Raw genomic sequence first — 13546 nt, forward strand, 5'->3', positions numbered from 1 at the left:
TCAGGTGCGGCTCAGGCCGGGCTCGGTACCCGGTTTCAGATCCGGGGCAGCTGCGCGGTCTGCTCCAGGGCGCCGAACATGGACACCGCGTCCAGGCCGGCCAGGGCCGGGGTCCGCAGCTGGTCCGGGTTCGACACCTGCTGGTTGGCGACCATGCCCTGCAGCGGCGCGGTGTTCATGCCGCTCGCCGACGGGGGCGCGGTGCGCGGCTGGGCGACGCCCGGGACCGGCAGCACGAACGGCAGCGCGGCCGGGACGGTCAGCAGGGTTGGCACACCCTGCTCGGTCACCACGTTGAGCTGCTGGGTGAGGTCGGGCAGCTGACGGGTCGCGTCGAGGTCACCCGTCGGCAGGGTGCCGGAGAACGAGCGCTCGCCCTCGTCGGCGGCCAGCAGGTCGTAGGTGGTGCGGGCCAGGTACGCCGAGCCGGGCATCCGCTTGGCGGACACCTTCCGGACGTCGTCGCGGACGTGCGGCAGCACGTCGGTCGGCATCTCGACCACCGGCTCCGGCATCAGGGGCAGCTGGGAGCTGGACAGGTCGGATCGCGGCGCCTCCGCCTTGCGCAGGTCGGTCTTCGGCAGGCCGGTCCTGGTCAGGCCGGTCTTGGTCAGGCCGGTCTTCGGCAGACCGGTCTTGGGCAGGCCGGCCCTGTGCAGGTCGGCCTTGGGCAGCTCGGTCGTGGGCATGTCGGAAGCACCCAGCTTCGGCTTGCGCGCCCGCACGGGCGGCAGCTCGTCGCGCACCTCCGAGCCGGTCCGCCACGCGCTCTTGCCCACGGGCGCGGCCTTCGGCGCCGACGGCAGGTCCACGCGCCGCGTGATGGGCAGGTCGCGCAGCTCGGCCAGGCCGGGGGGCGCGGCGAGCGGCGACTTGGACTTCGGGAACCAGCGCAGCAGGTCCAGGTTGGGCAGCTCGTCGATGCGCATCAGGCGGTCGACGCCCATCGGGAGCACGATGCCCCGGTTCGGCTCGGCCTCGTCGTCCTCGCCGGTCAGCAGCCTGCTGCGGTCCGAGGTGGTGGTGGTCGCGATGCCCGCGACCTCCACCGGGACGCCGAACATGCGGGCGAAGCCCTCGAAGGGCAGCTCCAGGTCGCGCGCGGTGAACGGGCCGGTGCCGGTGGTCGTGGTGTCGCCGCCGGACGTGCTGTTCGAGTCGCTGGCGGTCTTGGCGTCCGCCAGGCCCGCCGCGGTGACGGCGTCGCCGTGCAGCGCCGGTGCGACGCCGACCGGCGTGGTGAGCAGGTTGCCCGACCACGAGCTGTCCTCGGCCGAGGTCAGGTGCCTGCCGCCGGCCAGCAGGCCGGCCTGGTTGTCCGCCTGCGAGTAGCCGTTGCCGCCCGCGGTGATCGCGTCGCCGAACACCTGGAGCGGCAGGGTGGACTGGGAGCCGAGGCCGTTGCCGGACAGCGAGGCGGAGTCGCCGGAGGTGTACACGTCGCCCCCGGAGAAGGAGCCGAACTCGTTGCGGCTGTCGGACTCGACGTTGCTGACCGCGCCGATCGCGCTGCCGAACGCCTGCGGCGAGGACGCCTCGGGCAGCGACAGCACGTTGCCGGACATGGAGCCCTGGTCGCCGGTCGTGACGGCCGCGCCGCCCGAGCGGGAGGTCAGGCTGCTGGTGGTGTCCGACGAGCCGTTGCCGACGCCGACGATCGAGTCGCCGAAGACCTGAGCGGGGTTGGAGGTCGGCACGTGCACGATGTTGCCGGACGCCGAACCGTGCTTGCCGTTGGCCTGCGGCGGGTTGCCCAGGTCGATGCGGGTGTCGCTGTCGGTCTCGGAGTTCGGGTTGGCGACGGCGCCGCCGGCGTTGCCGAACACCTGGCCGCCCAGGGCGGTGGGTGCGGAGACGACGTTGCTGGAGACGGTGCCGTTGTCGTCGACGCTGTTGGCCACGCGGCCCGAGCTGACCGACTTGTTCTCGGTGGTGCGGCCGGACGTGCTGCCCACGGCGCCGAGGTTGTTGCCGAACGCCTCGGCGGGCACGCCCACCGGCAGCTGGCCGATGTTGCCCGAGCCGACGCCGTTGTTGCCGGTGGTGCCGTTGTAGCCGCCGGCGTCCACCAGCACGTCGTTGCCGCACTGGCTGTCGGCGATGCCGCCCGCGGTGGTGCCGTTGCCGCACAGGTCGATCGCGCCCGCCGGGGGCGTGTTGGCCGAGTTGGCCGACAGCACCGAGCGGTCGCCGTTGGTGAACGTGTCGCCGCCCGCGATGGCGGTGACGGCGTTGTCGTGCTCGGTCGAGGTGTTGCCCACGCCCGAGGTCGAGTTGCCCGAGCCGGACACCGGCAGCGCCACCGGGGTGTCGGCGTAGTTGCCCGCCAGCACCGAGTCCTGGCCGTCGGTCACGCTGTTGCCGCCCGCGCGGGCGTCGTTGGCGACCGCGCCCGCGACGTTCGCGTTGCCCACGGCGCCCAGGGCGTTGTCGTCGCCGGAGACCGGACCGGCCAGCGACGGCTGGGCCGTGTTGCCCGCCAGGGTGCCGTCGACGCCCGAGGTGCGCGACCACATGGGGATGCCGTCCCGGTCGGGGTTGGCGTCGCCCGCGTAGGCGGAGGAGCTGTCGTTGCCGTAGGCGTCCGCGTTGCCGACGGCGCCGATGCCGTTGCCGCTCACCCCGACGATCGGGGCCAGCGGCACGCCCAGGACGTTGCCGCCGCCGCTGCTGCGGTCGCCGTCGGTGCGCAGCGAACCGGGCGCGGCGGCGTGGTTGTCCGACTCGGAGCTGGTGTGCGAGTTGCCGCCGGCGGCGACCGCGTTGCCGGTCACCTGGACCGGGGCGGCGCCCTGGACCGCGGCGATGTTGCCGGACAGCGAACCGTGGGAGCCCGAGGTCTCCAGGTCGCCGCCGGCGGTGGCGCGCTGCCGGGCGGTGGTGTGGCTCTCGGCGTTGGCCAGTGCGGCCACGGCGTTGCCGGTGACCTGCGGCGAGACCGCGGTGGCGGCGCGGGCCGCGTTGCCGGCCAGCGAGCCGTAGGAGCCGTCGGTCCGGACGTCGCCGGTGCTCTCCACCGACTGGCTGCAGTCGGCCTCGGTGTAGGCGTTGCCGCCCGCGCCGACCGCGTTGCCGCAGGCGCTGACCGGCATCACCACGTCGGCGCCGACGGTGTTGCCGCGGGTCAGGCCCGTGCCGTTGGCGGCGTCCAGGCTGTCCTGGCCGCCGCGGACCAGCGGGTTGGCCGGGGCGGCGACGCGGCCGGCGGCCGTGTCGGACAGGCCCGGGGTGCCCACCTCGCTGTGGACCTCCGGCAGGTCGTGGCTGCCCACCGGGGTGCCCAGGTTGTTGTGGTCGACGTCGACCGGGACCCGCACCCTCGCGTCGAGCGGGCTGGGCCGCGCGTCGGGGTTGACGTCCTCCTGGGCTGAAGCGATGCCCGTGCCGAGCATCAGCAAACCACCCGTGACAAGTGCGGTCTGGAGACCGCGCTTGGCCCAGGTTTGCATGGGTTCTCCTTCTTCCAGTGTCCCTTGCGGGAGGTGAGGGGTGGCCGGACGCGCGAACGCGTCGGAGGCGACGGCCACCCGGATCAGGGGGTGGTGAAGGCGCGGTGGCGATCCCAAGGACCGGGCGCGCAGGATGAGTGCGCGAGCGGTCGATGACCGGGCCGGCTCGTCAGCGAGCCGGCGCCGGACCGCGCGCGTCGGTCAGTCGGGGGTGATGCCGGGCTGCTTGCCGGGCATCACGACGGTCCGCACGGTGGCGGGGAACAGAGCCCGGGCCACGGCGGTGTCGGAGGTGTGGGCGGACGCGGTCGCGTACGGACCGCTGCCGCCACCCTGGGAACCGGACGCGTCGCCACCGCAGGTGCAGTGGGCCGGCGCGCCGAGCGGGGGCGCGAACGGCATCAACGGCAGTCCGGACGGGTCACCGGGCAGGGTCGACCCCTGGTCGGCGACGGGCGCGGTGGTCGCGCCGGTCGCCAGGTCGAGCCACAGCCTGCTGAGCTTGCCGAACACCCCGTGCACCACCGGGGTGCCGGCGGTGACCGGCACGGCGGCGGTGGTGGCCGGGGTGGTCTCGGTGGCGTGCTGCGCCGGGGTGCCGCCGACCGCGTCGTCGGTGGTCACCTGCTTCGGCGCGCGCGGCTGGAACCAGGTGCCCACGTGCTCGACGGTGTCGCGGATCTCCTCCGCGACGCGGCCGAGGTCGGGCCGCTGGGGCTCCTGCACGCGCGGTGAGCGCAGCGCGGCGTCCAGCTCGCGCACGGCCCCGCCCACGTCGGTGGAGCCGAGGGGCGACGCGCCGATCGGCTCCCGGCCGACCCGGCCCTGCCCGATCGGCGCCACGACCTCGCGCAGCGAATCGCGCGAGCCCTCCGCGGCGTGCCCGACGACCACCTCGTGGTCGACCGGGGCCGCCGCGGCCGCCGGGGCCGCGGTCAGCGCCCAGGCGGCGGCGGTGCCGGCGAGGGTGCCGCCGACGACCAGCAGGGCGCGGGAGAGCAGCCGCCGAACGCGGCCCGCCCCCGTTCCCGCTCGCTGGTCAACGGCCGACATCGCTGGTTCCTCCACCACAGGCGCTGGGATTTCGTCGGCGACGTGATCAAGCCGACGCCCGAAGACTGCCAGGGATCGAGCCGGGTTCGCACTCCTTCGCCGCCGGGTTCGCCGGATCGTGTGAAGAACACGGCGTGTGGCCGGGGGTGACCACGGGTAGTCAGGTGCGCTTGAGCACGCGGGCCGCGCCGGCCGCCGCGGTGGAGGCCAGGATCCAGCCCACCGCGATCAGCGCGCTGGAGATCCACTGGGACGCACCGCTGAACCGCCACTTGCCGTCCTGGCCGAGGTCCACGATCGGGACCAGCAGGTCCACCGCCAGCAGCCACGCGTTCCAGGACGGCGACTCGTCGTCGTTGAGCTTGGGCATCTCGTGGCCGAGGAACCACAGCGCCCCCAGCAGCCAGAACCCGGTCAGCCAGGCGATCGCCAGCCACGGCCGGTAGCCGTAGCCGACCGTCCAGTGCTGGAGGAAGCCCCACACCCGGCCCGCCACGCCCAGCTCGGCGAAGCGCCTGCGCTGCTTCTCCACCTGCACGAGCTGGGCCAGCTCCTCCTCGCCGCCGTCCCGGTACACGGCCGCCAGCTGCTCGTACGGCCCGGGCGCGAAGTCCGGCTGCACCTCGCGCAGCCAGCGCAGCCGGGTGCGCACGTCGACCTGCGGCGCGGAGGTGATCGAGCGGAAGGTGAAGTCCTCCACCTCCACCCCGCCGGTGGCCGCCCACAGGCCGGGCCCGTCGAACACCGCCGTGGCCGCGCACCGGGTGAGCAGCACCCGGCCGACCGGCGCCTGCCCGGCGTCGAGCCGCAGCACGAGCTGCTGCACGGTCAGCCCGTAGGCGTTGAGCGCGATGCCGCTGCCGGGGCCGCCCAGCCGCGCGCCCGCGAACGTGGCCATCTTGCCGACCTCGGCCAGCCGGACGCGCACGCCGCCCGCGGCGGTGAAGCCGTGGCTGCACAGCAGGTCCTTGCCGACGGTGGCCACCCGGGCGTCCAGGGACGGCTTGACCGTGCCGTCGGGCCGGCCGCGCGGCGCGAGCAGGGTCGCGCCGGAGCAGTCGAGGGTGGAGCCGATCTCCGCGTTCTGGAGCCGCAGCGAGCCGTGCGCGCGCAGGTTGCGCAGGAACAGCGTGCCGCCGACGCGCAGCCGGTCGGCGAACAGGACGTCGATGCCGGGGCCGTGCAGTTGTACGCCGGACAGGGACGCGCTGCCCCGCACGTGCGCGTCCACCAGGCGCACCTGCCCGTGGACGCGCAGGGCGGTGTCGCGGGCGCCGCCGCCGCGGAAGCCGCCGTTGACCGCGCCGCGCGCTTCGAGGTCGCCGCGGACCTGGATGCCGTCGGCGTGCAGGGCGACCGGGATGCGCTGGACCTCGCCGGCGGGCTCGGCGGGCTCGGGCCCGGTGGCGTCGGTCAGCTCCTCCACCACCTCGCGGCTGCCGATCTCCGCGCCGGACAGCCGCAGGTAGCCGCCGATGTCGGCGTTGGGCAGGCGGACCGTGCCGGAGGAGGTGAAGCCGTCGTCGAGCTCCACGTTGCCCTCGACCCGGATGCGGTCGGCGACCAGGGCGGCGGACTCGTCGGCGGTGCCGCGCGGGATGACCAGCACGGGCCGGTCGGTCACGTTGGCGTGCAGCCGGGCGCCGGAGAACACGACGTTGCCGCCGACCCGGGCGCCGTCGAGCAGGATGCGGCCCTCGGCGGCGAACCGGCCGCCCTCGGCGTCGCAGAACAGGTTGCCCGCGATGGTCACGCCGGTGGCGTCCAGGGCGTTCTGCCCGGCGTTGACCAGCCGCGCGCCGCCCAGGTGCACGCTGCCGCCGACGTTGGCGCCGCGCAGCCGGACCTCGCCGGTGGCGCGCAGGGCGATCGCCTGGAGGGAGCCGGACAGGCGGATGCGGGCGGCGAGCAGGGCGTGGTCGTCCCCGCCGTGCAGCACGGCGCCGGCCAGCCGCAGCGTGCCCTCCACCGTCGCGTCGGTCAGGTCCACCGCGTCGTCGCTGGTGAAGCCCGCCTCCAGGACCAGGTCGCTGCCCACCCGCAGGTTGCGGCCGAGCAGGCCGGGCACCCGGCAGCCGCGCATCCGCAGGCCGACCAGGCGGGCCATGCGCAGGTCCGGCTTCTCCTCGAAGGTGCAGTTCTCCAGGTCGACGACGTGGTCGACGCGCAGGCCCTCCAGCGCGAACCGGCCCACCACGTGCGCGCCGACCAGCCGCAGCGCGGCACCGCGCAGCCCGTCCGGGGGCAGGTCCGCCAGCAGGGACGACAGCAGCCCGCCGGGCACGGTGCGCCCCCGCCGGGGCGCGGTCGGGTCGAACCGCACCCGCCTGCCCGCGGCGAACGCCTCCCGCACGGTCCGCTCGACGTCCTCGCCCGAATCCGGCACACCCGGATCCGATCACCCGGGACGCGGCCGCCGCCAGGTTTTCGTGGTTTCCGTCGCACGGCGCTCGTCGTCGCACGCGGGCGTGCCGGCGGGGATAACGTGATCGCGTGACGGGGAACGGGTGGGAGAGCAAGAGGGTGCCCCGGCTGCTGCGCGTGAGCGCGGCGCTGAGCTGGCGGTTCGTGGCGGTGGTCGCCGCCCTGTACGTGGTGGCCACGGTGGTCGGGTACCTGGCCACGATCGTCATCCCGGTCGGGGTGGCGCTGCTGCTGGCGGCGCTGCTGTCGCCGGCGGTGTCCCAGCTCAACCGGGCGCGCGTGCCGCGCGGCCTGGCCACGGGCCTGGTGCTGGTCGGCGGGATAGCGGTGGTCGGCGGCGTGCTCACCTTCGTGATCACGGAGTTCTCCAAGGGCCTGCCGGACCTCCAGGACCAGGTCAGCGCGAGCCTGGACACGATCCGGGACTGGCTGCGCGACGGTCCGCTGCACCTGAGCGACGTGCAGTTGCAGGAGTACCTGGACCGCGTGGTGGCCGAGCTGCAGGAGAACCAGGCCGAGATCACCTCGGGCGCGCTGACCACGGCCGCGACCGTCGGCGAGATCCTGACCGGCCTGCTGCTGGCGCTGTTCACGCTCATCTTCTTCCTGCACGACGGCGACGGGATCTGGCGGTTCCTGATCCGGGTCGTGCCCGCCGACGTGCGCGACCGGGCGGACGTGGCCGGGCGGCGCGGGTTCGCCTCGCTGGTGTCCTACGTGCGGGCGACCGCGCTGGTGGCGGTGGTGGACGCGGTCGGCGTGGGCATCGGCCTGTGGCTGGTGGACGTGCCGCTGGTGGTGCCGCTGTCGGCGCTGGTGTTCCTCGGCGCGTTCATCCCGATCATCGGCGCGGTGGTCACCGGCGCGGTGGCGGTGCTGGTCGCGCTGGTGGCCAACGGGCCGGTGGCGGCGCTGATCATCCTGGCCGTGCTGATCGGCGTGATGCAGCTGGAGAGCCACGTGCTCCAGCCGCTGCTGCTGGGTCGCGCGGTGAAGCTGCACCCGCTGGCGGTGGTGCTGGCGATCACCGCCGGGTTGGTGGTCGGGGGGATCTCGGGCGCGCTGCTGTCCGTGCCGCTGCTGGCGGTGCTGAACTCGGGCATCCGGTCGCTGCTGTCGGAGTCGGACCGGGCCGTGGAGCCGCGCGACGTGGACGTGCACGAGCCGCAGGAGAGCGGCGCGGTGGACACGGCGGGTGAGCGGGTGGAGGACATCGGCGGCGGCGAGGCGCCCGACGCCGGGCACAGCGGGCGGCAGGTCTAGGCGGGCGGGCCGGCGGCCCCGACCCGACCCGCCTACCCGCTCGGCCCTAGGCCATCTCGACCAGGTTGCGGCCGTAGCCCTTGGCGGCCAGCAGGGCGGCGTCGGCGGCGACCAGCAGGTCGGGCAGCTCGTACCCGAAGCGCTGGGTGGTGGCCACGCCGATGCTCACGGTCAGGCCGGTGAGCAGGTGCTCCTGGCCGTGCGTGTCGACCGTCGGCACGGCCAGGGCGGCCACGGCGTGCCGGATGCGCTGGGCGACCGAGCGGGCCACGGCGGGCTCGGCGTCGGGCAGCAGCACCACGAACTCCTCGCCGCCGAAGCGGCCCACCAGGTCGCCGCTGCGCACGGTGCCGGTCAGCAGCAGGGCCACCGCGCTCAGCGCCGAGTCGCCCGCCAGGTGCCCGACCTCGTCGTTGACCCGCTTGAAGTGGTCGAGGTCGAGCAGCATCACGGCCATCGGCCGGTCGCGGACGCGGGCCTTGGCCAGCTCCGAGCGCGCCCGGCCGTCCCAGTGCACCGCGTTGGCCAGGCCGGTCTTGGCGTCGCGCTGCGCCGACCGGCGCCACTGCGGCAGCTGGGCGGCGCGTTCGAGCAGGGCCAGCGGCGGGCCGGCCAGCAGGGCGTGCACCGCGTCGGTGACGGCGGCGCAGCCCATCAGGCCGCCGATGCTGACCGCGACCACGCCCAGGACCACGTCGATCGGCTCGCCGACGACCTCCTCGCCGGGCGCGCCGGGGCTGCGCAGCTTCAGGCCGACCGAGATCAGGCCCGCGCGGACCACCAGCAGCACGGTCGCGCCCAGGACCAGCGCGCCCAGGTGCAGGTCGGGCTGCTCCCAGCCGATGGCGTACCGGGCGGCGAACACCGCCAGCGCGCTCGCGGACAGGGTGAACACCCAGCGGTGCGATTCGGGGCGCTGCGCCAGCACGCCGTGCAGGGCCGGGCCGAACAGCAGCAGGACCAGCAGGTTGCACGGCAGCGCCAGCACGCCCGCGGCCAGGTAGCACAGGTGCGCGGCCCACGGGTTGCGCTCGGTCTCGCCCATCCGGTGGCTGTGGATGGAGCTGCCGATGATGACCGCGCCGGCGGTGGCCGCGATGGCGGCGAACCGGCCGATCTCACCGGGCTGCGGCTGCGGCGACGACGCGATCACGTGCACCACGAGCGCGAGCGCGCAGGCGTCGACGAACAACCAGTAGGCCAGGGCGGAGCGCCGCAGCGTCCACAGTGGCCAGTGGCGCACGGCAGCCCTCCCTCACCACAGGAGCCGACGGGCGCGATCACACCCAGTGACCCCAGTGAGCTTTTCATATATGTCATCTGTGGAACAGACCGCCACCTGGGGGTTAGCTGCGCCACTCGGGCACGGCAAGATTGGGGGTGAAGGGAGCACACCGTGCACACGAAGCCATCCGACCAGGGGACCCCGGCGGACGAGGACCCGGTCGCCCACCTCTGGCGGGGAACGGTCGCGCTACGCATAGTGACGTTCCTGTTCGCCGTGGGCGTCACCGCGCGGCACCACGCCGACTACCAGCGGCCCTGGCTGGCGTGGTCGGCGGTCGCGGTGATGTTCGCCTGGTCGCTGTTCACCATCCGCGCCTACGGCCGCGAGGACGGCCGGCGGCCGTGGGTGGTGGTGGCCGACGTGGTGCTGGTGTGCGGGCTGATGTCGACCTCGCAGCTGATCCTGACCGACCAGCAGTTCGTGCTGGACGTCCCGCTGATCACCACCATCTGGGCGTCCGGCCCGGTGGTGGCCGCGGCCGCGCTGGGCGGGCAGGCGGCGGGCTCGCTGTCGGGGTTCGCGGTCGGCCTGACCACCTACCTCAACCGCGGCGCGGTCAACGTGGACGTGGTGCGAGACGTGGTGCTGCTGACCGGGGCGGGCTTCGTGATCGGCATGGCCTCGGCCACCGCGCGCCGCTCGGCGGTGCGGCTGGCGCAGGCGCTGCGCGCCGAGGCGGCCACGGCCGAGCGCGAGCGGCTGGCCCGCAGCATCCACGACGGCGTGCTCCAGGTGCTCGCCCGGGTCCGCAAGCGCGGCTCGGAGCTGGGCGGCGAGGCGGCCGAGCTGGCGCGGCTGGCCGGCGAGCAGGAGGTCGCGCTGAGGTCCCTGGTGGCCGCCGCGCCCGGCGAGTCCACCCCGGGCGGCGAGGCCGACCTGCGGCCCGCCCTCCAGCTGCTGGCCACCCCGACCGTGCAGGTGTCGACCCCGGCCACCAGGGTGATGCTGCCCGCGGCCACCGCGTCCGAGCTGGCCGCGGTGGTCCGCGAGGCGCTGTCCAACGTGGACAAGCACGCCGGTCCGGGCGCGAAGGCGTGGGTGCTGGTGGAGGACCTGGGCGAGGAGGTCGTGGTGAGCGTGCGCGACGACGGCCCCGGCATCCCGGAGGGGCGGCTGGCCTCGGCGGAGGCGGAGGGCCGGCTGGGCGTGGCCAAGTCGATCAGGGGTCGGGTGGAGGCGCTGCGTGGGACCCTGGAGCTCCAGACGGGGCCGGGGGAGGGCACCGAGTGGGAGGTGCGGGTTCACCGATGAGCGTGTCCGTGATGGTGGTGGACGACCACCCCATGTGGCGGGACGGGGTCGCGCGGGACCTGGCCGAGCGCGGCTTCGAGGTCGTGGCGACGGCGGGCGACGCCGCGTCGGCGGTGCGCATCGCCCGCGCCGTGCGCCCCGACGTGGTGCTGATGGACCTGAACCTGGGCGAGTCGACCGGCGTGGAGGCGACCACGCTGATCACCGGGTCCCTGTCGGCCACCAGGGTGCTGGTGCTGTCGGCCAGCGGCGAGCACAGCGACGTGCTGGAGGCGGTGAAGGCGGGCGCGTCGGGCTACCTGGTCAAGTCGGCGTCGGCCGAGGAGCTGGTGGACGCGGTGAACCGGACCGCGGCGGGCGACGCGGTGTTCACGCCGGGCCTGGCCGGGCTGGTGCTCGGCGAGTACCGGCGGATGGCCGCGACGCCGGACCAGGGGGACAAGCCGCAGCTGACCGAGCGGGAGACCGAGGTGCTGCGGCTGGTGGCCAAGGGGCTGACCGCCCGGCAGATCGCCAACCGGCTGGTCATCTCGCACCGCACCGTGGAGAACCACGTGCAGTCCACGCTGCGCAAGCTCCAGCTGCACAACCGCGTCGAGCTGGCGCGGTACGCGATCGAGCACGGGCTCGACGTCGAACCGGAGGGCTGACCATGACCGAACCCGCCGAGGCCGGCCCCGGGGGCGTCCCCGCCCAGGCCGACCCGAAGGACTTCCGCGTCTCGGACGCGGAGCGCGAGCACGTGGTGAACCTGCTGCAGAAGGCCATCGGCCGCGGGCTGATCACGCTCGACGAGTTCACCGAGCGGACCGACACGGCGCTGGCCGCCAAGACCAGGGCCCAGCTCAACGCGGTGCTGCTGGACCTGCCGGGGATCGTGCACCGGGACCGGGCCGCCGCGCCGGTGGAGCGGAGCGAGCTGAAGACGACCATGTCGTCGGTCACCCGCAAGGGCCACTGGACCGTGCCGCAGCGGCTGGTGGTGCGCAACCGGATGGGGTCGGCCGACCTGGACTTCCGCGAGGCCGCCATCCCGCACGCCGTGGTCGACATCGAGCTGGACGTGACGGCCGGGTCGGTGAAGCTGGTGCTGCCCGACAACGCGACGGTGAACGCGGAGGGCGTGGAGCTGGCCGCGGGCACGCTGAAGGACAAGGTGGGCATCGGGGTGGACGGGCGGCCGCACTTCGTGGTCCACGGGTACGTGCGCGCGGGCACCCTGGAGATCAAGAAGAAGAAGCCCCGCTGGTTCAAGCACGCGTGACGCCGGCCCGCCCGGCGTGCGGGACGCCGCCGCCCGGCCGAGGATCGGGTCATGCGCTGCCTCGTCACCGGAGCGACCGGGTACCTCGGCGGGCGGCTCGTGCCGCGGCTGCTCGCCGAGGGCCACGAGGTCCGCTGCCTGGTCCGCGACCCCGGCAAGCTGCGGGACGTGCCGTGGGTCGACCGGGTCGAGGTGGTGCGCGGCGACGTGCTCGACCCGGCGTCGCTGGACGCGGCCGTGCGGGACGTCGACGTCGTGCACTACCTGGTGCACTCGCTGAACAAGCCGGACTTCGCCGACGCCGACCGGCGGGCGGCCGAGCACACCGCCCGCGCCGCCGAGGACGCGGGCGTCCAGCGGATCGTCTACCTGGGCGGGCTGCACCCGGCCGGGGTCCGGCTCTCGCCCCACCTGGCCTCCCGGCGGGAGGTCGGCGAGGTGTTCCTGCGCAGCGCGGTGCCCACCGTCGTGCTCCAGGCCGCGGTGATCATCGGGTCCGGGTCGGCGAGCTTCGAGATGCTGCGCTACCTCACCGAGCGCCTGCCGGTCATGGTCACGCCCCGCTGGGTGCACAACCGCATCCAGCCGATCGCCGTGCGGGACGTGCTGCGCTACCTGGTCGGGGTGGTGCGGCTGCCCGCCGGCGTCAACCGGACCTTCGACGTCGGCGGGCCGGACGTGCTCACCTACCTGGACATGATGAAGCGGTACGCGGCGGTGGCGGGCCTGCGGCCGCGGCGGGTGGTGCCGGTGCCGGTGCTCACGCCGCACCTGTCGTCGCACTGGGTGAACGTGGTCACGCCGGTGCCGAAGTCGATCGCCGCGCCGCTGATCGAGTCGCTGGTGCACGAGGTGGTGTGCCGGGAGCACGACATCGAGGACCTGGTGCCCGGCCCGACGACCGGCTACGAGCGGGCGGTGGCCCTGGCGCTGGCCAAGGTCCGCGACTCCGACGTGGAGACCCGCTGGTCCAACGCGTCCGTGCCGGGCGCGCCGTCCGACCCGCTGCCGTCGGACCCCTCCTGGTCGGGCGGGTCGAGCTACGTCGACGTGCGGGAGCGGCGGACCTCGGCGCCCGCCGAGCGGCTGTGGTCGGTGGTGGAGGGCATCGGCGGCGAGCACGGCTGGTACTCGTTCCCCCTGGCCTGGGCGGTGCGCGGGTGGCTGGACCGGCTGGTCGGCGGGGTGGGCCTGCGGCGCGGCAGGCGGGACCCGCGGCGGCTGCACGTGGGCGAGGCGCTGGACTGGTGGCGGGTGGAGGAGGTCGACCGGGGCCGGCTGCTGCGGCTGCGCGCGGAGATGCGGGTGCCCGGCCTGGCGTGGCTGGAGCTCCAGGTGCTGCCCCCGGAGGACGGCTCGGCGGGCGGCTCGGTGTACCGGCAGCGGGCGGTGTTCGTGCCGCGCGGGCTGGCCGGGCACGCCTACTGGTGGCTGGTGTGGCCGTTCCACGGGCTGGTGTTCGGCGGCATGGTCCGCAACATCGCCAGTGAAGCGGAACTTACGAGTGAATTCAGAAAGTCCTGATGGACCGCACAAGCCGCCGGCGGCAGACTG

9 protein-coding genes are annotated in these 13546 nt (G+C 74.6%); 5 read left to right on the forward strand and 4 right to left on the reverse strand.

The genetic code is table 11. The features are described from left to right. Window positions 1–35: 35 nt before the first annotated feature. The 3 genes from EKG83_RS46420 to EKG83_RS46430 form a co-directional block, all read right to left on the reverse strand. Window positions 36–3449, reverse strand: coding sequence for a beta strand repeat-containing protein (locus EKG83_RS46420; protein ID WP_153278840.1), 3414 nt, complete (start codon window positions 3447–3449; stop codon window positions 36–38). Window positions 3450–3650: 201 nt separating this feature from the next. Continuing rightward, complete coding sequence (locus tag EKG83_RS46425) at window positions 3651–4502, reverse strand: hypothetical protein (RefSeq protein WP_033428220.1); 852 nt, start codon at window positions 4500–4502, stop codon at window positions 3651–3653. A 160-nt stretch (window positions 4503–4662) separates the two neighbouring features. Further along, window positions 4663–6888 carry a translocation/assembly module TamB domain-containing protein gene (locus tag EKG83_RS46430; protein ID WP_051764580.1) on the reverse strand — a complete coding sequence of 742 codons (2226 nt, stop codon included), beginning with the start codon at window positions 6886–6888 and terminating at the stop codon, window positions 4663–4665. Between the two features lie 107 nt (window positions 6889–6995). Here EKG83_RS46430 and EKG83_RS46435 point away from each other — a divergent pair, with 107 nt between their 5' ends. Continuing rightward, window positions 6996–8189 (forward strand): AI-2E family transporter, encoded by a 1194-nt coding sequence (locus EKG83_RS46435; RefSeq protein ID WP_033428219.1) that lies wholly within the window; start codon window positions 6996–6998, stop codon window positions 8187–8189. Between the two features lie 46 nt (window positions 8190–8235). On the opposite strand, the gene EKG83_RS46440 is transcribed toward EKG83_RS46435, so the two are convergent. After that, complete coding sequence (locus tag EKG83_RS46440) at window positions 8236–9432, reverse strand: GGDEF domain-containing protein (protein ID WP_033428218.1); 1197 nt, start codon at window positions 9430–9432, stop codon at window positions 8236–8238. Window positions 9433–9585: 153 nt separating this feature from the next. On the opposite strand from EKG83_RS46440, the gene macS reads away from it, so the two are divergent. Genes macS through EKG83_RS46460 form a run of 4 tightly spaced genes read left to right on the forward strand, consistent with a single transcriptional unit; the run spans window position 9586 to window position 13516 of the window. Next, window positions 9586–10728 (forward strand): MacS family sensor histidine kinase, encoded by a 1143-nt coding sequence (gene macS, locus EKG83_RS46445; protein ID WP_033428217.1) that lies wholly within the window; start codon window positions 9586–9588, stop codon window positions 10726–10728. Next, window positions 10725–11378 (forward strand): response regulator, encoded by a 654-nt coding sequence (locus EKG83_RS46450; protein ID WP_033428216.1) that lies wholly within the window; start codon window positions 10725–10727, stop codon window positions 11376–11378. Before macS ends, EKG83_RS46450 begins: the two co-directional genes overlap by 4 nt. 2 nt (window positions 11379–11380) lie before the next feature. Then, on the forward strand, window positions 11381–11992 hold the full coding sequence (locus tag EKG83_RS46455) for a DUF1707 SHOCT-like domain-containing protein (protein WP_033428215.1): 612 nt from the start codon (window positions 11381–11383) through the stop codon (window positions 11990–11992). Between the two features lie 51 nt (window positions 11993–12043). Next, window positions 12044–13516, forward strand: a complete 1473-nt coding sequence (locus EKG83_RS46460; RefSeq protein ID WP_033428214.1) for an SDR family oxidoreductase — start codon at window positions 12044–12046, stop codon at window positions 13514–13516. The last annotated feature ends 30 nt before the right edge of the window (window positions 13517–13546 follow it).

Origin of the sequence: Saccharothrix syringae (genome assembly GCF_009498035.1) — a bacterium.
GTDB classification, from domain to species: Bacteria; Actinomycetota; Actinomycetes; order Mycobacteriales; family Pseudonocardiaceae; genus Actinosynnema; species Actinosynnema syringae.